20 protein-coding genes, 2 pseudogenes and 1 riboswitch are annotated in these 21,824 nt (G+C 63.4%); of the genes and pseudogenes, 18 read left to right on the top strand and 4 right to left on the bottom strand.

Features of this window, described 5'->3' with window-relative positions:
* Positions 1–16: 16 nt before the first annotated feature.
* From MFF34_RS11765 to MFF34_RS11700, 14 genes are all read left to right on the top strand, one after another.
* On the top strand, positions 17–811 hold the full coding sequence (locus MFF34_RS11765; RefSeq protein WP_027593380.1) for a class II aldolase/adducin family protein: 795 nt from the start codon (positions 17–19) through the stop codon (positions 809–811).
* A 78-nt stretch (positions 812–889) separates the two neighbouring features.
* Entirely contained in the window at positions 890–2,515 is a 1,626-nt protein-coding gene (locus tag MFF34_RS11760; RefSeq protein ID WP_238213814.1) for an ABC transporter substrate-binding protein, read from the top strand.
* Positions 2,512–3,462 carry an ABC transporter permease gene (locus tag MFF34_RS11755; RefSeq protein WP_238213812.1) on the top strand — a complete coding sequence of 317 codons (951 nt, stop codon included), beginning with the start codon at positions 2,512–2,514 and terminating at the stop codon, positions 3,460–3,462. The genes MFF34_RS11760 and MFF34_RS11755 overlap by 4 nt, the downstream gene beginning before the upstream one ends.
* A 2-nt stretch (positions 3,463–3,464) precedes the next feature.
* Positions 3,465–4,355, top strand: a complete 891-nt coding sequence (locus MFF34_RS11750) for an ABC transporter permease (protein ID WP_238213810.1) — start codon at positions 3,465–3,467, stop codon at positions 4,353–4,355.
* A complete protein-coding gene (locus MFF34_RS11745) occupies positions 4,352–5,968 on the top strand; it encodes an ABC transporter ATP-binding protein (protein WP_238213807.1) in 1,617 nt (538 codons plus the stop codon). Before MFF34_RS11750 ends, MFF34_RS11745 begins: the two co-directional genes overlap by 4 nt.
* 282 nt (positions 5,969–6,250) lie before the next feature.
* A complete protein-coding gene (locus MFF34_RS11740) occupies positions 6,251–7,585 on the top strand; it encodes an LLM class flavin-dependent oxidoreductase (protein WP_238213805.1) in 1,335 nt (444 codons plus the stop codon).
* Positions 7,586–7,612: 27 nt separating this feature from the next.
* Positions 7,613–8,713, top strand: a complete 1,101-nt coding sequence (locus MFF34_RS11735) for an LLM class flavin-dependent oxidoreductase (protein WP_238213803.1) — start codon at positions 7,613–7,615, stop codon at positions 8,711–8,713.
* Positions 8,714–8,875: 162 nt separating this feature from the next.
* A riboswitch (cobalamin riboswitch) is annotated at positions 8,876–9,098 on the top strand.
* 93 nt (positions 9,099–9,191) lie between these two features.
* The gene (locus tag MFF34_RS11730) at positions 9,192–9,377 is read left to right on the top strand and encodes a CbtB-domain containing protein (RefSeq protein WP_027593390.1); all 186 of its coding nucleotides are present in this window, start codon (positions 9,192–9,194) and stop codon (positions 9,375–9,377) included.
* Positions 9,378–9,386: 9 nt separating this feature from the next.
* On the top strand, positions 9,387–10,079 hold the full coding sequence (locus tag MFF34_RS11725) for a CbtA family protein (protein ID WP_238213801.1): 693 nt from the start codon (positions 9,387–9,389) through the stop codon (positions 10,077–10,079).
* Between the two features lie 17 nt (positions 10,080–10,096).
* Positions 10,097–10,489 carry a cobalamin biosynthesis protein gene (locus MFF34_RS11720; protein WP_238214421.1) on the top strand — a complete coding sequence of 131 codons (393 nt, stop codon included), beginning with the start codon at positions 10,097–10,099 and terminating at the stop codon, positions 10,487–10,489.
* A 32-nt stretch (positions 10,490–10,521) separates the two neighbouring features.
* Positions 10,522–11,274, top strand: coding sequence for a precorrin-4 C(11)-methyltransferase (gene cobM / locus MFF34_RS11715; protein ID WP_238213799.1), 753 nt, complete (start codon positions 10,522–10,524; stop codon positions 11,272–11,274).
* A 65-nt stretch (positions 11,275–11,339) separates the two neighbouring features.
* Positions 11,340–11,582 carry a DUF1272 domain-containing protein gene (locus MFF34_RS11710; protein WP_027593394.1) on the top strand — a complete coding sequence of 81 codons (243 nt, stop codon included), beginning with the start codon at positions 11,340–11,342 and terminating at the stop codon, positions 11,580–11,582.
* A 221-nt stretch (positions 11,583–11,803) separates the two neighbouring features.
* Entirely contained in the window at positions 11,804–12,418 is a 615-nt protein-coding gene (locus MFF34_RS11705; RefSeq protein ID WP_027593395.1) for a response regulator transcription factor, read from the top strand.
* An 11-nt stretch (positions 12,419–12,429) separates the two neighbouring features.
* Positions 12,430–15,702 carry a transporter substrate-binding domain-containing protein gene (locus MFF34_RS11700; RefSeq protein ID WP_238213797.1) on the top strand — a complete coding sequence of 1,091 codons (3,273 nt, stop codon included), beginning with the start codon at positions 12,430–12,432 and terminating at the stop codon, positions 15,700–15,702.
* On the opposite strand, the pseudogene MFF34_RS28275 reads toward MFF34_RS11700, so the two are convergent.
* Together MFF34_RS28275 and MFF34_RS28270 are read right to left on the bottom strand one after the other, a co-directional pair.
* Positions 15,677–16,102 (bottom strand): annotated as a pseudogene (locus tag MFF34_RS28275) (methyl-accepting chemotaxis protein); the annotation flags it as partial. The gene MFF34_RS11700 and the pseudogene MFF34_RS28275 overlap by 26 nt on opposite strands.
* 111 nt (positions 16,103–16,213) lie before the next feature.
* Positions 16,214–16,996, bottom strand: a pseudogene (locus MFF34_RS28270) (PAS domain-containing protein); the annotation flags it as partial.
* A 155-nt stretch (positions 16,997–17,151) separates the two neighbouring features.
* Here MFF34_RS28270 and MFF34_RS11690 point away from each other — a divergent pair.
* On the top strand, positions 17,152–18,507 hold the full coding sequence (locus tag MFF34_RS11690) for a site-specific integrase (RefSeq protein ID WP_238213793.1): 1,356 nt from the start codon (positions 17,152–17,154) through the stop codon (positions 18,505–18,507).
* A 392-nt stretch (positions 18,508–18,899) separates the two neighbouring features.
* Here MFF34_RS11690 and MFF34_RS11685 read toward each other — a convergent pair whose 3' ends face one another.
* Together MFF34_RS11685 and MFF34_RS11680 are read right to left on the bottom strand one after the other, a co-directional pair.
* Positions 18,900–19,436 (bottom strand): recombinase family protein, encoded by a 537-nt coding sequence (locus MFF34_RS11685; protein WP_238213791.1) that lies wholly within the window; start codon positions 19,434–19,436, stop codon positions 18,900–18,902.
* A 137-nt stretch (positions 19,437–19,573) separates the two neighbouring features.
* Positions 19,574–19,777: a hypothetical protein gene (locus MFF34_RS11680; RefSeq protein ID WP_238213789.1), complete on the bottom strand. Its 204-nt coding sequence runs from the start codon at positions 19,775–19,777 to the stop codon at positions 19,574–19,576.
* Between the two features lie 484 nt (positions 19,778–20,261).
* Here MFF34_RS11680 and MFF34_RS11675 point away from each other — a divergent pair, with 484 nt between their 5' ends.
* The 3 genes from MFF34_RS11675 to MFF34_RS11665 are packed head-to-tail and all read left to right on the top strand — an operon-like array spanning position 20,262 to position 21,822.
* Positions 20,262–20,657 (top strand): hypothetical protein, encoded by a 396-nt coding sequence (locus MFF34_RS11675; protein WP_238213780.1) that lies wholly within the window; start codon positions 20,262–20,264, stop codon positions 20,655–20,657.
* Positions 20,654–20,833, top strand: a complete 180-nt coding sequence (locus tag MFF34_RS11670) for a hypothetical protein (protein ID WP_238213778.1) — start codon at positions 20,654–20,656, stop codon at positions 20,831–20,833. The genes MFF34_RS11675 and MFF34_RS11670 overlap by 4 nt, the downstream gene beginning before the upstream one ends.
* Before the next feature lie 35 nt (positions 20,834–20,868).
* The gene (locus MFF34_RS11665; RefSeq protein WP_238213777.1) at positions 20,869–21,822 is read left to right on the top strand and encodes a hypothetical protein; all 954 of its coding nucleotides are present in this window, start codon (positions 20,869–20,871) and stop codon (positions 21,820–21,822) included.
* Positions 21,823–21,824 lie beyond the last annotated feature (2 nt).

The raw sequence follows: 21,824 nt of genomic DNA, 5'->3' as shown, positions 1-21,824 counted from the left end.
TCTTCTGGAGCACACCATGAGTTCATTGTCTGTCGTATCCCCACAAACAAACACCGTTCGCCAGCGGGTCAGTGCCGAGGAATGGGAGGTGCGGGTAAAACTGGCGGCCGCCTATCGCCTGGCGGCATTGTTCCGCTGGACCGACCACATCTACACGCACTTTTCGGCGCGGGTGCCCGGGCCAGACGAGCACTTTCTGATCAACGCCTTTGGCTTGCTGTTCGATGAAATCACCGCCTCCAACCTGGTCAAGGTGGATGTCGACGGCACGATCATCGACGACCCACTTGGGCTAGGCATCAACCAGGCCGGTTACGTCATCCACAGCGCCATCCACCGCGCGCGGCACGACCTTAAGGCGGTGCTGCACACCCACACCCGCGACGGCGCCGCCGTGTCGGCCCAGCGGGATGGCCTGCTACCGATCTCCCAGCACGCGCTGGCCTACTACAGCCGGGTGGTTTACCACGACTACGAAGGCGTCGCCCTGGACCTGGACGAGCAACAGCGCCTGGTTGCCAACCTGGGTGACAGCAACATCTTGATCCTGCGCAACCACGGCCTGCTGACCGGCGGGGTCAGCGTCGAGCATGCGTTCCGCGAGCTGCATGGGCTGGAGCGGGCGTGCAACATCCAGGTGGCGGCGCAGGCCGGCGGCAATGACCAGCTGCTGCATGCGGCACCGGCGGCGATTGCCAAGGTGCACGAGCAGTCCAAACGGTTTTCCGACGGGCTTGGCGAAGGGATTCAGCGGCATTGGGATGCGCTGATCCGCCAATTGGACCGTGAGGGGCGTGACTACCAGGACTGACTGGCAGACCGCTGCTGCTTGGGCTTGCCCGCGAAGAGGCCAGCCCCGGCAACCCAATTACATCAGAAGGAACGCCCCATGCCGCCACTCCCCCGTGCCCGCCACTTGCTTAGCGCCTGCGCCCTGGTGCTGGCCCTCGCCGGCTGCTCCCCCGCCACCGAAGACACCAGCAAAACCCTCAACATCGCTTTCTGGGGCGACAACACCACCCTGGTCAGCGTCGACCCCTTCCAGGTCTACTGGCTCGAACACCGTGTGCTGCTGCGCAATGTCGCCGAGTCGCTCACCGACCAGGACCCGGACAGCGGCCGCATCATCCCGTGGCTGGCGAAAAGCTGGGAAGTCAGCGATGACGCCCTCACCTACACCTTCCACCTGCGCAAGGACGTCAGCTTCAGCAACGGCGAGCGCTTCGACGCCCACGCCGTGAAGACGGCCTTCGACACCAACAAAGCCTTCGCCACGCAGTTGCCCGCCACCTTCGGCGCGACCTACCTCGCGGGCTACGACCACGCCGACGTGGTCGACGACTTCACCGTGCGCCTGGTGCTTGCCCGCCCCAATGCCGGTTTCCTGCAGGCCACCTCGACCACCAACCTGGCCATCCTGGCGCCCGCGTCCTACGCGCTCAGCGCCCAAGCGCGTTCGCTGGGCAAGATCATCGGCACTGGCCCATTCGTACTCGAGCACTACACCCCGGAAGTCGGCGCACGCCTGGTGAAACGCCCTGACTACGCCTGGGCCTCGGCCAACGTGAAAAACCCCGGCGCGGCCCACCTGGATGCCGTGGACGTCAGCTACATCCCCGAAGAAAGCGTACGCAACGGCCTGTTCCTGCAGGGCAAGGCCGACATCCTCTGGCCGCGCAACCCGTTCTCCGAAGTCGACCTGAAGCTGTTCCAGGCCAAGGGCGCGACCATCCAGAGTCGCTCGCTGCCAGGCCCGGCGCTGAACCTTTACCCCAACACCCGCAACGACCGGCTGCTGAGTGATCGCCAGGTACGCCTGGCCTTGCAGAAAGCCATCGACCGCACCAGCTACGCCCACACTGTCTACAACGCCGAGTTCCCCGTGGTGACCGGGGTTTATGACATCACCACCCCGTATTTCAAGGCCCAGGCCGTCAAGCTCGCCTACGACCCACAAGGCGCAGAGCGCTTGCTCGACGCCGCCGGCTGGAGCAAGGGCGATGATGGCTATCGGCACAAGGATGGCAAGCGCCTGACCTTGCGCTACAACCTAACGCCGGCCGAAAGCGCTGGCGACGTACTGATCCAGGACCAACTGCGCAAGGTGGGCATCGACCTCAAGCTCAATGTACTGACCCGCGCCGAATGGGTCGCAGGCAATGCGTCGGGTAACTACGACCTCACCTCCACCTACATGACCCGCGCCGACCCGATCATCCTCCAGACCATCCTCGACCCGCGCGCCGCCAACAGTGCCACCCTCGCCACCAATACCTACGAGCCCCAGACCCTGACCCAGGCCCAGGCGCTGTTCGACGATGGCATTATCGCCACCCACGACGCTCAGCGTGCCCAGGCCTACGGCCAACTGCAGGACCTGCTCATCGACCAGGCCTCGGCGTTCCCGTTGTACGAGCGTGTCTGGCAGGCCGCCACCGCGCCCAGGGTCAAGGACTTCCGCTGGACCGCCGAGGGCTTTGCCTTCCTCAGCGATATCCAGGTCGCCCAGCCATGAACCGCTACCTGCTCGGGCGCATCGGCCAGGCGCTGCTGGTGCTGTGGGGGGCCTACACCATTACCTACTTCATCCTCTACCTGCTGCCAGGGGACACCTTGGCGATCATGCTCAGCGCCTCGGGCATGGAGGCCGACGGCCTGTCACCCGAAGACCTGGCCAAGGCGCGCGCCTACTACGGGCTGGACCAGGGGATTTTCGAGCAGTACTTCGACTTGCTGTGGCGCGCGCTGCAAGGCGACCTGGGCCGTTCGCTGTCGCTGAACAGGCCGGTGACTGAGCTACTGGCCGAGCGCCTGCCGCAGACCTTGTCACTGGCCAGCCTGGCCATCGTGCTGTCGTTGCTGGCGGGTATTGGCCTGGCCTACCTCACCGCGTACCTGCAATGGCGGCCGCTGAAGGTGGCGCTGTCGCGCGTGCCTTCACTGGGGTTCTCGGTGCCGGTGTTCTGGATGGGGCTGCTGCTGATCCAGGTCTTCGCCTTCGGCCTGGGCTGGTTCCCGGCCACCGGCAGCCAAGGCTTCGCCAGCCTGGTGCTGCCAGCCGTGACCCTGGCCATCCCCAGCGCCGCAGTCTATGCCCAGGTGCTGCAACGCGGTTTCCAAGGCGTGTGGCACGAGCCCTACATCGCCACGGCGTTCGCCAAGGGGCTGAGCCGCGCCCAGGTGCAGGCCCGGCACGCGCTGCGCAACGCGGCCCTGCCGATTCTTACCCTGGTAGGCCTGCAAGTGGGCAATACCGTGTCCGGCGCCGTGCTGGTCGAGACCATCTTCTCGCGCAACGGTGTCGGTCGGCTGGCCCAGGAAGCGGTGTTGCGCCAGGACATCCCGGTGGTGCTGGCGATCGTCGTGGTATCGGCAGCGGCCTTCGTGCTGGTCAACCTGATCGTCGACCTGCTCTACCCCTACCTTGACCCCCGCATCACGCATGCCACGAAGGTGACCTGACCATGACCACCGATACCCGCCCGTTCCGTGCCGCCGCACCCGCCACGCCCTGGAAGCGCCGCACCCGCGCGCAACGCTTGGGCCAGGCAGTGGCACCGTTGTTATCGCGCCCAGGTTTCGCCCTGGCGCTGCTGGTGGTGCTGTTTGCGCTGGCCGCCGCCGTGGTGCCGCAGTGGCTGACCCATTTCGACCCCTATGCCACCTCGCCTGCGGCCAAGCTGACCGCGCCCGGTGCCGCGCACTGGTTCGGTACCGACGAACTGGGCCGCGACTTGTATACACGCGTGGTGTACGGCGCCAGCCTGTCGGTGCAAGCGGCACTGCTGGGGGTGGGCATCGCCCTGGCCGGTGGCCTTGGTTTGGGGGTGTTGGCGGGGTTTGCCGGAGGGCGAGTCGACGCGGCGCTCATGCGTGTGATCGATGTGCTGCTGGCCCTGCCTGGCCTGCTGCTGGCCCTGGCGATTGTCACCGCCATCGGCTTCGGTACGGTGCCTGTGGCAATCGCCGTCGGCGTGGGCATCATCCCGGGCTTTGCCCGCACCACCCGCGCCGAGGTGCTGCGGGTCAAGACCTTGCCCTATGTCGAAGCCGCGCGCCTGGGGGGCGCCAGTTGGTGCCGCACCTTGCTGCGGCACATCCTGCCCAACGCCTGGGGGCCGGTCGCGGTGCTTGCCACGTTGGACTTCGGCGCCGCGATCCTGGCCACTGCCGGCCTGAGCTTCCTCGGCTTTGGCGCGGCGCCCCCGGCAGCAGAATGGGGCACGCTGATCGCCAACGGCCGCCACTTTCTGATCACTGCCCCGTGGGTGTCGCTGCTACCGGGCCTGTTCGTGGTCGCCGTGGTGTTCAGCCTCAACCATCTCGCCCGCACCTTCGAGGAGCACCATCGATGAGCCAACACCCCCTGATCGCCGTGCGCGACCTCAGCGTCAGCTACCACGCTGGCGGCCATACCACCCAGGCAGTCAAACACCTGTCGTTCTCCATGGCCCAGGGCGAGACCGTGGCCATCGTCGGCGAGTCCGGTTCGGGCAAGTCGACCCTGGCCAACGCGCTGCTTGGCTTGCTGCCGGGCACTGCCCGAGTCGATGGCGGCCAACTGTGGGTCGATGGCATCGACGTGGCGCACGCCAGCGAACGGCAGAAGCGCCACCTGCGCGGCCGTACCCTCGGCCTGGTGCCCCAGGACCCGATGGTCAGCCTCAACCCGACACTGCGCGTTGGCCAGCAGATCGGCGAAGCCCTGGCCCTGGCCCACGGCCGCCGCTACCGCAGCATCGACGCCGATGTGCTGGCGCTGCTGGGCCAGGTCGGCCTGGACCAGCCGGCCCTGCGCGCCCGCCAATACCCGCACGAACTGTCGGGCGGCATGCGTCAACGGGTATTGATCGCCATTGCCCTGGCCGGCAACCCGCGCCTGATCATCGCTGACGAACCCACCAGCGCGCTGGACGTGACGGTGCAACGCAAGATCCTCGATCACCTGCAACGGCTGGTGGCCGAACGGGGCATCTCGCTGCTGATCATCACCCATGACCTGGGCGTGGCCACCGACCGCGCCGACCGCTTGCTGGTGATGAAACAGGGTGAACTGGTCGAGCAAGGCCCGCCTCGCCTCGTCGTTCAGGCACCACAGCACCCCTATACGCGTGACTTGCTTGCGGCAGCGCCCGCCTTTAGCCATCGCCGGCGACCAGTGCCATTGACGCCAGGTACGCAACCGATCCTGAGCCTGGAGGGTATCGGCAAGACATTCGAGTTGCCGAAGACAAAGGGCCAGGACAACCGCTTCGTCGCCCTGCAGGGCCTCAGCCTGCAGGTGCACCCAGGCCAGACCTTGGCCATCGTCGGCGAGTCCGGCTCTGGCAAGAGCACCACCCTGCGCATCGCGCTTGGCCTGGAGGCGCCCAGCCAAGGCCGCATTCTGTTCGACCAGGTAGACGTTACCGGCCATGGCTGGCGGGCGTTTCGGCCCTTGCGCCGGCGCATGCAGTTGGTCCAGCAAAACCCGTTCGCGGCCCTTGACCCCCGTTTGACGGTGTTCGACAGCATCGTCGAGCCCCTGGTGTCGTTCGGCCTGCTCAAAGGCCCCGCGCTGGAACAGGCGGCCCGTGAGCTGATCGAACGCGTGCACCTGCCCGTCAGCTACCTGGACCGCCTGCCCCGCGAGCTGTCCGGTGGCCAGCGCCAGCGCGTGGCCATTGCACGGGCATTGGCCCTGCAACCCGAGTTGCTATTGCTCGACGAGCCGGTCAGTGCACTGGATGTCTCGGTGCAGGCGCAGATCCTGGCGCTGCTGGATGAATTGCAACGCGAACTGGGGATCGCCTATGTGCTGGTGTCCCATGACCTGGCAGTGGTGGCGAGCATGGCGGACCACGTACTGGTGCTGCGCCAAGGGCAGGTGGTGGAGCAAGGTACGGTAGACGCGGTGTTCGATCGGCCAACGAGTGACTATACCCGTGAACTGATCGCGGCCATCCCTGGGCACAAAGCCGCAGCCTGAGCTTAAGCCTCAATATTATTTATTTGCATTTTGTTAATACATATAAATACTCAGAAACCATAATTAGCATAGAACCACAAAGCCTTTCACAACCTCATCCCATACCCGCTAAGGTCACTCCCGACCGACCCCATTCCTGGCGGAGGCCGTCCACCACGACCACGCCAGGAGCCTTGCACGCATGCCCCTTCCCTATCACCCACCCTGCTTCACCGGCGCCCCCGCGCGCAGTGACGCATGGCGGTATCGATTCCATTTGCAGCACAACCCACAGGTATTCCCATGAGCAAACGACAGATCCGCCTGGGCGCCATGATCCATGGCGTCGGCCACGGCTGGGGCGAATGGCGCCACCCTCAGGCGCTTGCCGATGCCAGCGTCAATTTTGGTTTCTACAAACAGCAGGCGAAGTTGGCCGAGGCGGCGAAGTTCGACTTCGCCTTCATCGCCGACAGCCTGCACATCCACGCCCGCTCCAGCCCTCACTACCTCAACCGTTTCGAGCCGCTGACCATCCTCTCGGCGTTGGCTGCGGTGACCGAGCACATCGGCCTGGTGGCCACGGTCACCGTCAGCTACACCGAGCCGTTCCAGGTGGCGCGCCAGTTCGCCTCGCTGGACCTGATCAGCGGCGGGCGCGCCGGCTGGAACGTGGTCACTTCGTGGCTTTCCGGTACAGCCGACAATTTCGGCAAGGCCGAACACCCGCCCCATGCTGTGCGCTACAGAATCGCTCGCGAGCACGTGGATGTGGTCAAGGGGTTGTGGGACTCGTGGGAAGACGATGCCTTCACCCGTGACAAACAAAGCGGGCAGTTCTTCGACCCGCCCAAGCTGCACACCTTGGGCCACCAGGGCGAGTTCTTCAAGGTCAAGGGCCCGCTGAACATCCAACGTTCACCGCAGGGCCAACCGCTGATCTTCCAGGCTGGCGTGTCAGAAGAAGGTCGCAATTTCGCGGCACAAAACGCCGACGCCCTCTTCGTCAGCCCCGAGTCGTTCGACGACGCCCATGCCTATTACCAAGACCTCAAGCAACGCGCCTCACGCCATGGTCGCAACCCCAACGCGCTGTTCATCCTGCCCGGCATCCGCCCTATCGTTGGCCGTGACGCCGAGGAAGTCGAGCAGCGCTACCAGCAGGCCGTGGACCTGGTGAGCATCGAGGACGCACTGGTTGCCCTTGGCCGCCCCTTCAACGACTACGACTTCAGCCAGCATGACCTGGACGCGCCCTTCCCCGACCTCGGCACTTTAGGCAACGACAGCCACAAGGGCACCTCGGACCAGCTCAAGCAACTGGCCCGCGACGAAGGCCTGACCCTGCGCGAATTGGCGCTGCGCTTCTCGCGCCCACGCCGCGACTTCGTCGGCACCCCGGCACAGGTGGCCGATGCCCTGCAGCACTGGTTCGAACAGGGCGCCGCCGACGGTTTCATCATCAACGCGCTGCTCCCCGACGGCCTGCAGTCCTTCACCGAGCAGGTGGTGCCGCTGCTGCAGGCCCGTGGCCTGGTGCGCAGCGCGTACACCGGCACCACCCTGCGCGACAACTTCGGCCTCAGCGTGCCGGAAAACCGCAACACCCAGCGCCGCACCCAGCCGGCCGTTGCCTGAGCCCACCCCAACAAGGAGTTTTGTTCCATGAGCCTCGAATTCATTGGCCTCATCGGCCCCCAGGAAGGTAGCGAATCACAGGCACCACGTGGCCCGCTGGTCGACCTTGACTTCATCAAGGCATTTTCCCAGGCCCAGGAGTACGGCGGCTTCGACAAGGCGCTACTGGCGGTCAACACCAGCGCACCCGACTCGCTGATCCTGGCCAGCTACGTCGCCGCACTGACCGAGCGCATCGGCCTGCTGGTCGCGCACCGCCCGGGCTTTCAGGCCCCGACCTTCGCCGCTCGCCAGTTCGCCACCCTTGACCAGTTGAGCCGCGGTCGCGCCTCGATCAACGTCATCACCGGCGGCGACAGCGGCGACCTGCAGCGCGACGGCGACTTCCTCGACAAGGACGCCCGCTATGCCCGTACCGACGAGTACCTGCAGGTGCTGCGCGACACCTGGACCCGCACCGAACCGTTCGACCATAACGGCACGCACTACCGGGTCGAAGACAACCTGACCCTGGTCAAGCCCGTGCAGCAACTGCCCATCTACTTCTCCGGTGCTTCGGATGCAGCCGTCGAAGTGGCCGCCAAGCATGCCGATGTGTACATGATGTGGGGCGAACCGCTGGAGCAGGTGCGCGAGCGTATTGCCAAGGTGCGCAAGGCTGCAGCCCGTTATGGGCGTGAAAAGCACATCCGCTTCAGCCTGTCGCTGCGGCCGATCCTGGGGGCTACCGAGGAGCAAGCCTGGGCCCGTGCCGAGCGCATTCTGGCCGATGCCCAGACGCGCATCGGCATCCGCCAGGGCAACCGCCGCGAGAAGAACTTCGGCAAGAGCAACGCCGGCTCAGAGCGCCTGGTGCAGTTGGCTAGCCAGCGCAAGGTGCATGACACCCGGTTGTGGACCGAGATTGCCGCGTTGGGCGGCGGTGCGGGCAACTCGACGTCGCTGGTAGGGACGGCGGACCAGGTGGCTGAGGCGGCGCTGGCGTACTACGAGCTGGGGGTTAGCACCTTCCTGTTCCGCGGGTTCGATCAGTTGCGCGATGCGGTGGAGTATGGGCAGGAACTGATTCCGCGGATTCGTGAGTTGGTGGCGCAGCGGGAGGCTGGGCGTAGCGCGCGGACGGCTTAGTGCATGGCTGGATTATTTTGGCGCCTATGAGACCGAGCGCCGCGCAGGCGGCGCTCGACCTCCCAGGCACTGCAAAACCCGAAAATTGCTGGCCTACAACTTCTGAAATACTTTTCACGCGCACACCGCTGTGCAATTGACGGAAAACCTGCCTCGTGGTCTCCTAATGCCTCGCGTTCAGGTGCCCCTCAGGGGGTGAAACGGGAAACCGGTGCGTCGCAAGCCCTCGACCAGGGCCCGACCAAGCCGGTGCTGCCCCCGCAACGGTAAGCGAGCGAAGCGTCTAGACCACTGTGCCGCGTCATCTGGCATGGGAAGGGGCGCTTTTCAGGAGCCCTGCTCCTCCTCGTGAGCCCGGAGACCGGCCTGACGTTCATGAACACCCCGCGGTGGGCGGGCGCTGTCGCATTCCCCTGGGCGGATCACGTTCGGGGCTGCCGCGCTTGCCCGTTGCCCACAAAAAGCAGAGGAACGCGTCATGCCCGTCACCAGCGCCAAACACAGCATTGCCACCCCCGTCACCCTCAGTCAGCGTGTCGTCATCGCCGTCGGCGCCAGCCTGCTGGGCCTGTGCCTGGTGTACTTTGCCGGCTTCTCGCACATCGAAGCCGTGCACAACGCGGCGCACGACACCCGCCACAGCGCCGCCTTCCCCTGCCACTGAGTACGCCCCATGATCATGCGCATTGCCCGTACCGCGGGCTTCAGCGGGCTGCTCGCGGCCTTGCTGCTGACCCTGCTGCAAAGCTTCTGGGTTGCCCCGTTGATCCTTGAAGCAGAAACCTACGAATCCGCAGCCCCTGTTGCCGAGCATCACGAACACGGCGCCGAAGGGGCCGCTGCCCATGAACACAGCGCCGAAGCCTGGTCGCCTGAAGACGGCTGGCAACGCGTGCTGTCCACCACCGGGGGCAACCTGGTGGTAGCGGTCGGCTTCGCGCTGATACTGGTCGCCCTGTACAGCCTGCGTGAACCGAAGCGCGCGGGCACCGGCGCCCTGTGGGGCCTGGCGGGGTTCGCCGTGTTCTGCCTGGCCCCTACCCTGGGCCTGCCGCCAGAGCTGCCGGGCACCGCTGCCGCTGACCTGGGGCAACGCCAGGCCTGGTGGATCGGCACCGCAAGCGCTACCGCACTGGGCCTGGCCCTGTTGGTATTTGCCCGCCACTGGCTGGTGAAAGCGCTGGGCGCCGTGTTGCTGGTACTGCCGCATGTCATCGGTGCACCGCAACCTGAGGTGCATCAAAGCCTCGCGCCTGAAGCCCTGGAAACCCAGTTCAAGGTCGCCAGCTGGCTGACCAACGCCGCCTTCTGGCTGGCTCTGGGCCTGCTCAGCGCGTGGCTGTACCGCCGCTCTAGCCAGGTCTGATGGCTTTAGACGCCACCCTGCCGGCGCTGTACGCCGGCTTTGGCTGCCGCCGGGGTTGCCCGGCGGACACCCTCGAGTACCTGCTGCGCCAAGCTTTGGCTGACCATGGCTTGGCGCTGTCAGCACTGCGCGGTATCGCCAGCATCGCCCTCAAGGCCGACGAACCTGGCCTGCAGCAGCTTGCCAAACGCCTTGGCCTGCCCTTGCTGCTGTACGATGCCGGGCAACTTCAGCCCTACGAACCCCTCCTCAGCTATCGCTCGGCCATCGCCCATGCGCACAGCGGTTGTTGGGGCGTCGCAGAAAGCGCGGCGCTGGCCATGGCCAGCCAGCACCTCGGCACGGCCCGGCTGCGGGTCACACGCCAAGTGCTCGGGCCGGCTACCCTCGCCCTGGCCTGCGGGCGATAATCGCAGCATCCCTTTCATCGCAAGGATTTTCCATGACGGTCTACTTCATCGGCGCCGGCCCCGGCGACCCGGAACTGATCACGGTCAAGGGCCAGCGCCTGATCCGCCAGTGCCCAGTGATCATCTATGCCGGCTCCCTGGTACCCGCGGCTGTGCTCGAAGGCCACCAGGCCGTGACCGTGATCAACAGCGCAGAGCTGCACTTGGAGCAGATCATCAGTGCCATGCGCACCGCACACGCGCAAGGCCAGGACGTGGCCCGCGTGCACAGCGGTGACCCGAGCCTGTATGGCGCAATCGGCGAGCAGATCCGCCACCTGCGTGAGCTGGGCATCGACTACCAGATCATCCCAGGCGTCACCGCCACTGCCGCCAGTGCGGCCCTGCTGGGCTGCGAGCTGACCTTGCCACAGGTGTCGCAAACGGTGATTCTCACGCGCTTTGGCGACACTTCGCCGATGCCGCCCGGCGAGCAACTGGCCGACCTAGCGCGCCATGGCAGCACCTTGGCCATTCACCTGGGCGTAAAAAACTTGCCGCGAATTGTCAGCGAACTGTTGCCGCACTACGGCCCGCAATGCCCCGTTGCCGTGATCCATCGCGCCACCTGGCCGGACCAAGACTGGGTGCGGGGCACCCTTGACGATATCGTCGAGCGCGTGGCGCTTAAGGATTTTCGCCGCACTGCGCTGATTCTTGTCGGCCATGTGCTGGGTGGCACGCCTTTCGCCGAGTCGGCCTTGTACCGTGCTGGGCACGCGCACCTCTATCGCCCTGGCGACTGAGCATTGCCAGCGTTAGCGCTGGCGTAGCAGACTCAAGGTTCCCCCTGCCACCTGGAGCTACGCCAATGCTGGAATTACGACCCAATTGCGAGTGCTGCGACGCTGACCTGCCGGGTGATAGCCCAGACGCCTTGATCTGCTCCTTCGAATGCACCTTCTGCCGTGCCTGCGCCGACACCCGCCTGCACGGCCGCTGCCCCAACTGCTCCGGCCAGTTGCTGGCACGCCCGCCACGGGTCGGCCAAGCGCTGGCCAACAATCCCGCCTCGACCCAGCGCGTGCGCAAACCTCACACCGCTTGCGCCTAACGGCCTTGTGCAAATAGGCATCGCCACACCACGCGGGCGGTGCCTATCCCTGTTTTTGTAGGAATTTTCAACAGCACCTACAGGGTTATTCAACAACTCTATACTCGGCATTACCAAACGTAGGGAATGGCCGTATCTTGCAGCGCTTCCGATAAACCCCATTGCAGACCTATTCCTGAGTGTTCCAGGAAGCGGACCACAGCCCTACAGGAGTTTTCTTCATGACTACCGTCCTGATCGTCGACGACCACCCTATTGTCCGGCTCTCACTGCGCCTGCTGCTCGAGCGGGAGCGCTTTCACGTCGTGGGTGAAGTTGCCAATGGCAGCGAAGTGGCTCAGGCAGCACGCGAATTGCGGCCGGACGTGGTGCTGCTGGACATCGGTTTGCCCGGCCTGGACGGCATGGAGGTCATCAAACGGCTTCAGTGCCTGGAGCCAGTGCCCAAGATCATGGTGCTGACCGGGCAGGCCACCGACCTGTACGTGAGGCGCTGCCTGGATGCCGGCATCGGTGCCTTCGTCACCAAGGACGAAGACCACGAGGCCCTGCTGTTCGCGCTCAAGGCCTTGGTAAAAGGTTATTCGACCTTCCCGCAGATGTCGGTCAACAGCAATTCGCTGGAGAGTGAGCCGACACGCCTGGCCAGCTTGTCCAACCGCGAAATGGAAGTGTTGCGGCGCCTGGCACGCGGTGAAAACAACAAGAATATAGGCACCTGCATGAACCTCAGTGCCAAAACCATCAGCACCTACCGGGGCCGCATCATGGAAAAGCTCAAGACAGAATCGTTGGTAGAAATGGTCGATCTGGCCAAACGCAACAGCGTTTACTGAGCCCAGCCGCCATGACGCGCCTGCTGGCGAGCATCCTGTTGGCCATTGGCATGGCCAGTTCCCCTGGGTTGTTCGCCGACAGCGAACCACGGCAACTGCTAGCGCGCTCGATCAGCGCCGCGCCGCCCCTGCAACTGAGCGACCAGGACCGCCACTGGCTGCAGCAGCGCGGGCAGCTGGTGCTGGGCAGCTCCCGGCCTGACTACCCGCCGTTCGAAATCAACATCAGCGAACGTGATTACGAAGGCCTGAGCGCCGACTATGCAGGCATCATCGCCGAGCAGTTGGGGATCCCGGTCGTAGTACGACGCTTCGACAACCGCCACGCAGCCATCGCCGCGCTGCGCGAGGGCCGCATCGACCTGCTCGGCAGCTCCAACGCGTTCGAGGCGGCGGATGCCCATTTGGGCCTCAGTTCGCCCTACGCCGACGACCTGCCGGTCATCGTCACCCGCGAAGGCCGCACCCTGAAAAACGCCCTCGACCTCGACGGCCTGCGCCTGGCCATGGTCGACCACTACCTGCCCGCCAGCGCCGTGCGCTCGCTGTACCCCAAAGCGCAATTGAGCCTATACCGGTCGACCCTGGCTGGTCTTGCCGCGGTCGATCTGGGTGAGGCCGACGCCTACCTGGGCGATGCCATCAGCACTGACTTCTTTATTGGCAAGAGTTACCAGGGCACCTTGAAGATCGACCATTTCTGCCAGGTGGCCCCGGGTGCCTTCGCGTTTGCCATGGCTGACGACAACCCCCGTTTGCGCGGGTTGGTCGACAAGGCCTTGGCCAGAATCACCGAGAGCGAGCGCCTGACCATTCTGCGCCGCTGGACCAGCGGTAACACCAGCCTGCTGCTGGAGCGGCACCTGACTGCCTTGACCGCCGAAGAGGCAGCCTGGATCGCCCACAACCCAACCGTCAAGGTGCTGGTAAACACCTCACTGGCACCGCTGACGTTCAACGATGCGCAGCACCGTACCAACGGCATCACCTTGGAGCTGCTCAAGCAAATTTCCCTGCGTACGGGCTTGCACTTCAAACCGATCGAGAGCCAGTCGGCGCAGGCGATGATCGAGCGCCTGGCGCGCGGCGACGCGCAGATGATCGGTGCGCTGGGCTACGGCACCGAGCGTGCCAAACAGCTGCGCTTCACCCGCCCTTACCTGGTCAGCCCCAGGGTATTGGTGACCCGCAACGACGCCACCTCATCGGCGCAGGCCAAAGCCCTCGATGGTCAGCGTGTCGCCCTGGTACGTGGCTCGCCGCAGCGCGTAGAACTGCAGCGCCGCTTCCCACGCGCCAAGGTGGTCGAAGTGGACAACCCCCTCGGCCTGATGGAGGCGGTAGCCAGTGGCGCCGCCGACGTGGCCCTGAGCAACTACATCAACGCCACCTACTACATCAACCATGTGTTCAAGGACCAATTGCGCATTGCCAGCGTGCTGGACGACAGCCCAGCCATCGCGGCATTTGCCGTGGCCCCGGACCAACCTCAGCTGCAGGCCATACTCGACAAGGCGCTGCTGAGCATCCCCCCCGAAGAACTGGACCAACTGATCAACCGCTGGCGCACCAGCACGCTGGTCAGTGACAGCCCATGGCGCGACTACCGCACGCTGGCGCTGCAAGTGCTGGTGCTGTCCGCCCTGCTGTTGGCCGGGGTGGTGTTCTGGAACACCTACCTGCGCAAACTCATCCACCAGCGCACCGACGCCCAGCACGCCCTGCAAGCCCAGCTAGCCTTGAGCCGCGGCCTGCTCGAACAGCTGCGCCAAGCCAAGGATGATGCCGAACAGGCCAGCCAGACCAAGAGCACCTTCCTGGCCACCATGAGCCATGAAATCCGCACACCGATGAATGCCGTGATCGGCCTGCTCGAGCTGGCCCTGGAAGACAGCCGCGCCGGCCGCTGTGATACCCAGACCCTGCAGACAGCCCACGACTCGGCCATTGGCCTGCTGGAGTTGATCGGCGACATCCTCGACATCTCGCGAATCGAGTCCGGGCACATGACCCTGCAACCGGTGCCGACCAACCTGGTCGAACTGGTGCGCAATACGCTGCGGGTATTCGAAGGCAATGCGCGGATCAAAGGCCTGCACCTGCACAGCGCGCTGCCTACCTCACCTGGCTGGGTCATGGCAGACCCTTTGCGGCTCAAGCAGGTACTGTCCAACCTGATCAGCAACGCCATCAAGTTCACCGAGCGCGGCGAAGTGCACGTCAGCCTTACCCTGTCGCCTGCCGACGCAAAGAGCGACCTGCAGGTCGAACTCTGCGTACGCGACACCGGCATTGGGATCAGCCCGAAAGACCAGGCCCGGCTGTTCAATGCCTTCGCCCAGGCCGATGGCCCGCGGGCACGCCAGGGCGCCGGGCTGGGTCTGGTGATCAGCCGCACCCTGGCCGAATTGATGGGCGGCACGCTGAGCCTGCACAGCGTCGAAGGCGTGGGCAGCAAGGTGCAAGTCTGCCTGCAGTTGCCCGCCAGCCAAGCCCCCGCGCCTGCCGAACAGCGCGCCCCAGTGCTGGAAGCCAGCAGCGGGCCACTGAACATTCTGGTGGTCGACGACTACCCCGCCAACCTGCTGTTACTGGAGCGGCAACTGCACACATTGGGGCATCGCGTTACCCTGGCTGAAAACGGCGAAATCGCGCTGGCCCGGTGGCAGGCTGCGCGCTTCGACTTGGTGATTACCGACTGCAGCATGCCGATCATGGACGGCCACGAACTGACCCGCCGCATACGCAAGCTGGAACACGAGGGCGAGTTGACGGCCTGCAGGATCCTCGGCGTCACCGCCAACGCGCAGGCCGAGGAACGTGCCCGCTGCCTGGCCAGTGGCATGGACGAATGCCTGTTCAAGCCGATTGGCCTGCAAACCCTGAAAAACCACCTGCCCCAGGCCAGCACGCACACACCGCCTGTGCAGGCCCAAGGCAGCGGTTTCAACCTGAGCGAGCTGCGCCACCTGACTCAGGACGACGAACAGCTCACCCGGCACCTGCTCGAACAGCTGTCACAAAGCGCCAGTGAAGATTTGGCCGCACTGTGTGCACTCGGGCCAGAGGCGGATAGCGATGCCGTGCGCGCCTTGGCCCACCGCATCAAGGGTGGGGCAAAAATGCTCAAGATGCGCACGCTGGTCAAGCACTGCGAAGCCATCGAACAGGCGCAGGCCCAAGGGCTGCCAACGGCTGAACTGCGCCAGCAACTGCAAGCCAGCATGCACGCCCTGTTGCACGAACTCAGTGCCGCCCTCAGTGCAATTGCAACGTCGAGTTGATCTGGCTGATTGCATCGACCACGTGGCGTGACCCTTGCTGGATTTCCATGATCACCGTGCCGGCCTCGTTGGCCAAGGCCACGCCATGGCCGGTGCGCGTCAGGCTCGACTGCATGCTCGCCACCGCCAACAGCGACAGGTCATGGTTTTGCCGCACCACATCGACGATCTCCAAGGTGGCTTTGCTGGTACGCGCCGCCAGGTTGCGCACTTCATCGGCGACCACGGCAAAACCGCGCCCATGTTCGCCAGCGCGCGCCGCCTCGATGGCCGCGTTCAATGCCAGCAGGTTGGTCTGGTCAGCGATGCCGCGAATGGTCAACACGATCTGCCCGATCACGTCCGACTGCTTGCTGACTGCATCGATACTGCGTGCGGCGTCATTGAGCTCCTGGGAAATCTGTTCGATGACCTGCACCGCCTGCTGTACCACCTCGGTGCCCTTGCGGGCACAGGCATCGGTTTGCATGGAGCTGGCGTGGGCTGCATCGGCGGCACTTTGCTGGGTGCAAACCTGACTGGTGATATCGCTGGCGAACTTCACCACCTTGTACAGCCGGCCCTTGCTGTCGAAGATCGGGTTGTAGGAGGCTTCGAGAAAGACCGTCTGGCCTTGCTTGTTGATGCGCTCGAAGCGGTGCGAATGGTATTCCCCGCGGTTAAGCGAGGCCCAGAACTCACGGTACGCCGACGACTCCCGCTCCTGGGGCAGGCAGAACAGCCCGTGGTGGCGCCCGACCACCTCTTCCAGGCGGTAGCCCATGGTGGTGAGAAAGTTCTGGTTGGCCTTGATCACCCGCCCGGCAGGGGTGAACTCGACCACCGCCATGGAGCGGCCGATGGCCTTGAGCAGGCTCTCGCTTTCGTGTTCTTGCATAACGCGCTGGCTGATGTCCGACGCTACCTTGATCACGCTGGTGACCTGGCGCTGCTCATCCAGCACCGGCATGTAGCTGGCTTCGAGCCAAACCTCGCGCCCTGCCTTGTCGACGCGCTCGAAGGTCCCGCTGATGGCCTTGCCCTGCCCCAATTCACGCCAAAGCTGCTGATACTCGGCCGTCTTTACGTAGGCCGGGTCGCAAAACAGCCGATGGTGCTTGCCGCGTAGCTCTTCGACGCTGTAACCCATGGCCTGGCAGAAACGCTCGTTGGCGTCGAGAATGGTGCCGTCGGGCGCGAACTCGATCATCGCCATCGAACGGCTGATTGCCGCCAGTTTCGCTTGCGCGCTGGCCAGTGCCTGGTGACTACGCTGAATCTCGACCAAGTCGGACTTGCGATGGTAGTCAAGCATCTGTCTTAGATTTACACCAAACACTGGAAACCTCCTGTATTTGCTGGTCTTTACCACCTTCGCAGAATCACAATATCCCTAAATATGGTAGACCGCAAGAGATCCTAAAGGATATCGTATGGGATATCCGCTATCCCTTTCCCAACGGTCACTCCATGCCCAGAAAACCCACCAAGCCACTGGCCGACAGTGACGCGAGCATTGCCGCCATTCTTGAGTCAGGTGAGCGTGGCAGATTCTCAGAAGGCAGCATCAAGGGCCTCCATCTACTTATAGACGGCGGCGCGCCAAAGTGGCGATATAGATGCTACCTGTACGACAAGGAAATCCCGTTCGCCATCGGTGTCTACCCTGACATCTCGATTGATGAAGCCCGCCAGCAGGCACAGTTGGCGTCCGAAGACATCGCCCAAGGTATCCACCCAAAGGTAGGCCGCGAAGCGCGCAAGGAAGAAGAACGCGCCATGGCCGACTGGACCTTTGACAAGGTGGCCGAACAGTGGATGAAAAGGCACGCGAACCTGAAACCCAAAACCATCGCCGGTCGCCGTGGCGTGCTGAAAAACCACCTGCTGCCCGTGGTCGGCAAACTACACGTCAAGGACATTGCCGTCAGGCACGTAAAGACTACTCTCGACCGCATAGAGGACTCGCCAGTCATGCAGCGCGAAGCCCTACGCCTGCTGAGCAAGATTCTCGCCCACGCCATGGATCATGAGCTGGTAACGCAGAACGTCGCCCTTGGCCGCGAAGGTCTGCTGAACGCCAAGCCCAAGACTAAACACCACGCCGGCCTGGTGAAGGAAGATGATCTAATTGACTACATCCGCCGCCTGGACACCCTCGGCAACAGTAGCAGCGACTGTGCGATATCAGCGCTTTGGCTTTTGCTGCTGATCCCGGCAAGGCCTAGCGAACTGTGCGCAGCCCGCTGGAGCCAGATCGACTTTGCCAAGGCCGAATGGACGTACGAAATGCCAAAGACCGGCCAGATGCACACTGTGCCCCTCCCGCCCCAGGCCTTGGCACAGCTGAACAACCTGCGCGACTACAGCTTCGCCGTGAACCAACGCGCCGCTTCGAGCGCTTCGCCCTTCGGCAGATTCGCTCCCGATGCGACCACACCGGTGCCGGACTGGGTATTCCCATCGACTGGCACCTTCGGCCAGCACATCGCCAGCGAAACCCTGTTGCGGCGGCTGCGAACCGATCTCGGCTATCCAGTCGGCGCCATCACCGGCCATGGTTTCAGGTCGACGTTCCGCTCACTGGGCGCTGAGGTACTGGACATTGACCCGCTCCTACTAGAACTGCAGTTGGGGCACAGGATGCCAGGCAGCCTTGGGGCAGCGTACGCCAGGACACGCCTACTACCACAGCGACGTGAGGCCATGCAGAAGTGGGCTGACTACATCGAGGATCTTTGGTTTGAGGTGACCCACGGCGTGACGAAAGAGGATGCAGCCAAGGCGCTTTCGACACCGACCGAAAGAGGGAAAAGCGAGGACTGAAAACGGGGTTCTTGGGTCTTCGGCAATGATGGCACGCGATGTAACGATGTAGCGGAGCTTGTAGTGAGGTTCAGGAAGACATAGCTACGGCCTGGGGAGCTTCTAGCACAGTGCTTTGGCTTATTCTGTAGCTATGTATCTATGTTTTTATCAATTTGATGAAAACGGGGTATAGGGTAAAAAGCCTATAGCTACTACAGGGTTATATAGGCTAAATGTGCCATACGTGGCCAGAATAGGAAAAAACTCCGCGACATGTGCTACAAAATCGCTGAAACAACTGTGCTAGAGCCTTTAATCTCATGTCGCGAAGTTCGCTACAGCATTGCTACAACTGCGCGACATGTGCCACTATTGGCCATATGCCATCCTTGGCAGCTCAAGAGCAACGATCAACCCTTCAAAGCCCGCTGTACTGTGCTCACCCCAATGCCCAGCTTCTTCGCTATTGCCCGCATCGACATGCCAGCGTCACGCAGCTCCATGATCGCAGCGTCACCCTTGGCCGCAGACCTGCGTTCGTAGACCCCTGCCTCTTTGGCCTTGGCGATGCCTTCGGCCTGGCGCTCGCGGATGATCGCCCGTTCAAACTGTGCAACGGCGCCCATCATGCTCAGCATCAGGTCTTGCATCGGGTCGGCCTTGCCGGTGAATGTCAGGTTCTCTTTGTGAAAGCGCAGCACCACACCTTTGCCCCTGAATTCTTCCACCAGCGCCAGCAGGTCGCCCAGCGAGCGCGCCAGGCGGTCGATACTGTGCACATGTAGGGTGTCACCAGCTCGCAGCGAACGGCGCAGCAAGGTCAGTTCTGGGCGCTCCACGGTGCTGCCGCTCACCTTGTCAGTGAACACTTGGTCAAGTTGCACGCCATCGAGCTGGCGGGCGGTGTTCTGATCGGTCGAGCTGACCCGGATATAGCCAATGTCCATGGTGTTCACCTCTGTGTTCACAAGTCTAGACATTGACAGCATCGACCCAATCGCATGGGTCAGCAAGCCTGAAACCCAGGTAACTGTGCTCATTCCGACTAGTGGTCATGAGTGTACTTGTGAACACGGTGGCCGGGTCACCCCCTCAGCGACTGAATACCTTGCTCAATGCCCTCAGCGTTCGCGTCCAGAGTCTGCAGGGCAATCATCACGCTATCGCAAGCAGGGATAGAGCCGCGCTGCTTGATCCACAGAGCCAGCTCTTCAATGCCCGCGCGCAGGGCTTGCTGGTTCAGCAGGATCAGTTCAAGGGTGTCTGCCGTAACTGTCGCTTTGTCCATGATTGCTCCGGGTCGATGAATGCCGCCAAGCGTAGCGTTTCGACGTGAACGCCAGCCAGAAAATGTGCCACCCGGCGTGATATTAATCGGCCACCGTGGTGGGGTGTGTCGTCCTTTCAACGTTACGTTGTAACGTATACTAGAGGTGAGTCCCCACAGAAATTTTCCAAAAATTTTCGGCCGTAAATCCAAGACCTGTGCACCAGGCCCATCCCCAAAAAATTTCGCGCCTCTGTGCCACCTTCACACGGTAACTAATCGCAAAAAATAAAATTCCCAAATAAATCCAACAACTTGCGCCCATAAAATTTAATCGCAACGCAAACGGTACCGGGATAATTCACCCGGTAACTCGATTCAAACACTTGTCTTAAAGTTTGACTTCCATACCACATAACAAACCGTTCGTCTAATATCTGTTTCGAATATGAATGGCCAGGCGTATTGTGTATTCATGCAGCAAACCATCGGGGGGGTGGTTAGCATGAATCAGCCAAGCATCAGCACCGCAGTGACCCTGAGCCAACTGGCCGATCTGGTCGCCACCGACCGCAGCGCGCTGTGCCGCAACCCTCGCCTGCCACAGGCCACACCTGTGCATACCGGCGCCGCTCACCGCCCCGAACACGCCATCGAGCTGGCTGCCCTCGCGCAGTTCGCCTTCGACAGCACGGCCCACCTTTCCGAAATTGAGTGCAGATTGCGCCTGGCCCTGGCCGGCCGCACCGAGCCGCCGCGCCGCACCAAGGGCAAGCTGACCCCGCACCGCCTGATAACCAACGACCTGGGCGGCTATACCGCTGTGCCCCTGCTCGGTCCCAACGACCTCACCTCGCAAGAACAACGCGACCTGCGCGCCGCCATTGGAGAACAGCCATGAATCAATTCATCCCCAACCCGATGGCCACGATCATCAGCATGGCCAACCTCGACGAAGCCCCTGTGCTCGACCCTGAGCTGCAGGCCAAGGCCGATGCGCTGCATGCTGAAACCATGGCGCTCGCCGAAGCACTGTGCCGCTCGACGCTGATGCCGGGCAATGACACCACCCACTAAACGCCCGGCCGCCGTGCTTGGGGGAGTAAGGAGAAATGGCATTCGCAGATTTGTTCAGTGCCGAGAACGTCGGCAACCTGATGCAAGACCCCCGCATGATGCTTGGGTTACAGCTCATGGCGCAGGGTCGCCAAGGGTCCAGTAGCCAGGCCTTGGGCCAGGCAGGCGGCCAGGCTGCACTTGTGCTTCAAGAGCAGCGCCGCCAGCAGGAGTTGGGCCAGTACCGCAACAACCTGGCGCGGATGCAGGAAGAGCAGTTGGCCATGCAGCAGCAAGCCGCCCAGGCCAAGGCCGACCAGCAACGGCAATACCAGCAGCGCCTGCAAGACCCGAACTTCCTCGCCGGCCTCTCACCCATGGCCCGCCAGATGGCCCAACTGGGTGTCGATCCGTCCGAGCTGATCCGTGCCCAAAACGCCGACGCGCTCCAGCAACACCGCCAAGCCACGCTGCAGCAAAACCAATCGCAGTTCGACCAGCGCATCGCGCACCAAGGTGGCGGCGGTCAATCGTCCGGGCCACGGGCGCCAGCACCCCGCGCATTTGTCGATCAGCCTTTGGGCGGTGACATGTACCAGCGGTACCAGTTCGACGCGCAGAGCGGCAGCTACCAGCCGTGGGGAGAGCCGTTCAACAAGCACTCCACCCGCAAGCCAAAGGCCACCCATGGCGCAGACGCCGTCGTCGATGCAGTCCTGAATGGCACAGAACCCGACGACACACCTGTGCCTGATGCGTCCACGCTGCCAGGTACGGGCAACCTGCAAAGCTACGCACCACAACCCCAGCAGCCGATTGGCGTCCTACCCATGGCAGCTCAAGGTGGCGGCGCACCAGCAGTGCAGCAGCCCGCGCCCAAGGTCGGTACACGTGTGCCAGGCCAGGCGCAGATCGCACGCCCGCTGACCAAGGCCGATTACGACGCCCTGCCAGCCGGCTCCCAGTACATCGACCCAGTGAGCGGCAAGACCGCCACTAAGCGAGGTTAATG

The sequence above is a fragment of the Pseudomonas sp. PAGU 2196 genome, assembly GCF_022179005.1.
In the GTDB taxonomy this organism is placed as follows: Bacteria; Pseudomonadota; Gammaproteobacteria; order Pseudomonadales; family Pseudomonadaceae; genus Aquipseudomonas; species Aquipseudomonas kermanshahensis.
Note: the sequence above shows the minus strand (reverse complement) of the source record. Positions and strands in the feature narration are given on the sequence as shown.

Coding starts and splice junctions, on each gene's coding strand:
- MFF34_RS11765 (WP_027593380.1), top strand. CDS start 17: ATGAGTTCATTGTCTGTCGTATCCCCACAAACAAACACCGTTCGCCAG.
- MFF34_RS11760 (WP_238213814.1), top strand. CDS start 890: ATGCCGCCACTCCCCCGTGCCCGCCACTTGCTTAGCGCCTGCGCCCTG.
- MFF34_RS11755 (WP_238213812.1), top strand. CDS start 2,512: ATGAACCGCTACCTGCTCGGGCGCATCGGCCAGGCGCTGCTGGTGCTG.
- MFF34_RS11750 (WP_238213810.1), top strand. CDS start 3,465: ATGACCACCGATACCCGCCCGTTCCGTGCCGCCGCACCCGCCACGCCC.
- MFF34_RS11745 (WP_238213807.1), top strand. CDS start 4,352: ATGAGCCAACACCCCCTGATCGCCGTGCGCGACCTCAGCGTCAGCTAC.
- MFF34_RS11740 (WP_238213805.1), top strand. CDS start 6,251: ATGAGCAAACGACAGATCCGCCTGGGCGCCATGATCCATGGCGTCGGC.
- MFF34_RS11735 (WP_238213803.1), top strand. CDS start 7,613: ATGAGCCTCGAATTCATTGGCCTCATCGGCCCCCAGGAAGGTAGCGAA.
- MFF34_RS11730 (WP_027593390.1), top strand. CDS start 9,192: ATGCCCGTCACCAGCGCCAAACACAGCATTGCCACCCCCGTCACCCTC.
- MFF34_RS11725 (WP_238213801.1), top strand. CDS start 9,387: ATGATCATGCGCATTGCCCGTACCGCGGGCTTCAGCGGGCTGCTCGCG.
- cobM (WP_238213799.1), top strand. CDS start 10,522: ATGACGGTCTACTTCATCGGCGCCGGCCCCGGCGACCCGGAACTGATC.
- MFF34_RS11710 (WP_027593394.1), top strand. CDS start 11,340: ATGCTGGAATTACGACCCAATTGCGAGTGCTGCGACGCTGACCTGCCG.
- MFF34_RS11705 (WP_027593395.1), top strand. CDS start 11,804: ATGACTACCGTCCTGATCGTCGACGACCACCCTATTGTCCGGCTCTCA.
- MFF34_RS11700 (WP_238213797.1), top strand. CDS start 12,430: ATGACGCGCCTGCTGGCGAGCATCCTGTTGGCCATTGGCATGGCCAGT.
- MFF34_RS11690 (WP_238213793.1), top strand. CDS start 17,152: ATGCCCAGAAAACCCACCAAGCCACTGGCCGACAGTGACGCGAGCATT.
- MFF34_RS11685 (WP_238213791.1), bottom strand. CDS start 19,436: ATGGACATTGGCTATATCCGGGTCAGCTCGACCGATCAGAACACCGCC.
- MFF34_RS11680 (WP_238213789.1), bottom strand. CDS start 19,777: ATGGACAAAGCGACAGTTACGGCAGACACCCTTGAACTGATCCTGCTG.
- MFF34_RS11675 (WP_238213780.1), top strand. CDS start 20,262: ATGAATCAGCCAAGCATCAGCACCGCAGTGACCCTGAGCCAACTGGCC.
- MFF34_RS11670 (WP_238213778.1), top strand. CDS start 20,654: ATGAATCAATTCATCCCCAACCCGATGGCCACGATCATCAGCATGGCC.
- MFF34_RS11665 (WP_238213777.1), top strand. CDS start 20,869: ATGGCATTCGCAGATTTGTTCAGTGCCGAGAACGTCGGCAACCTGATG.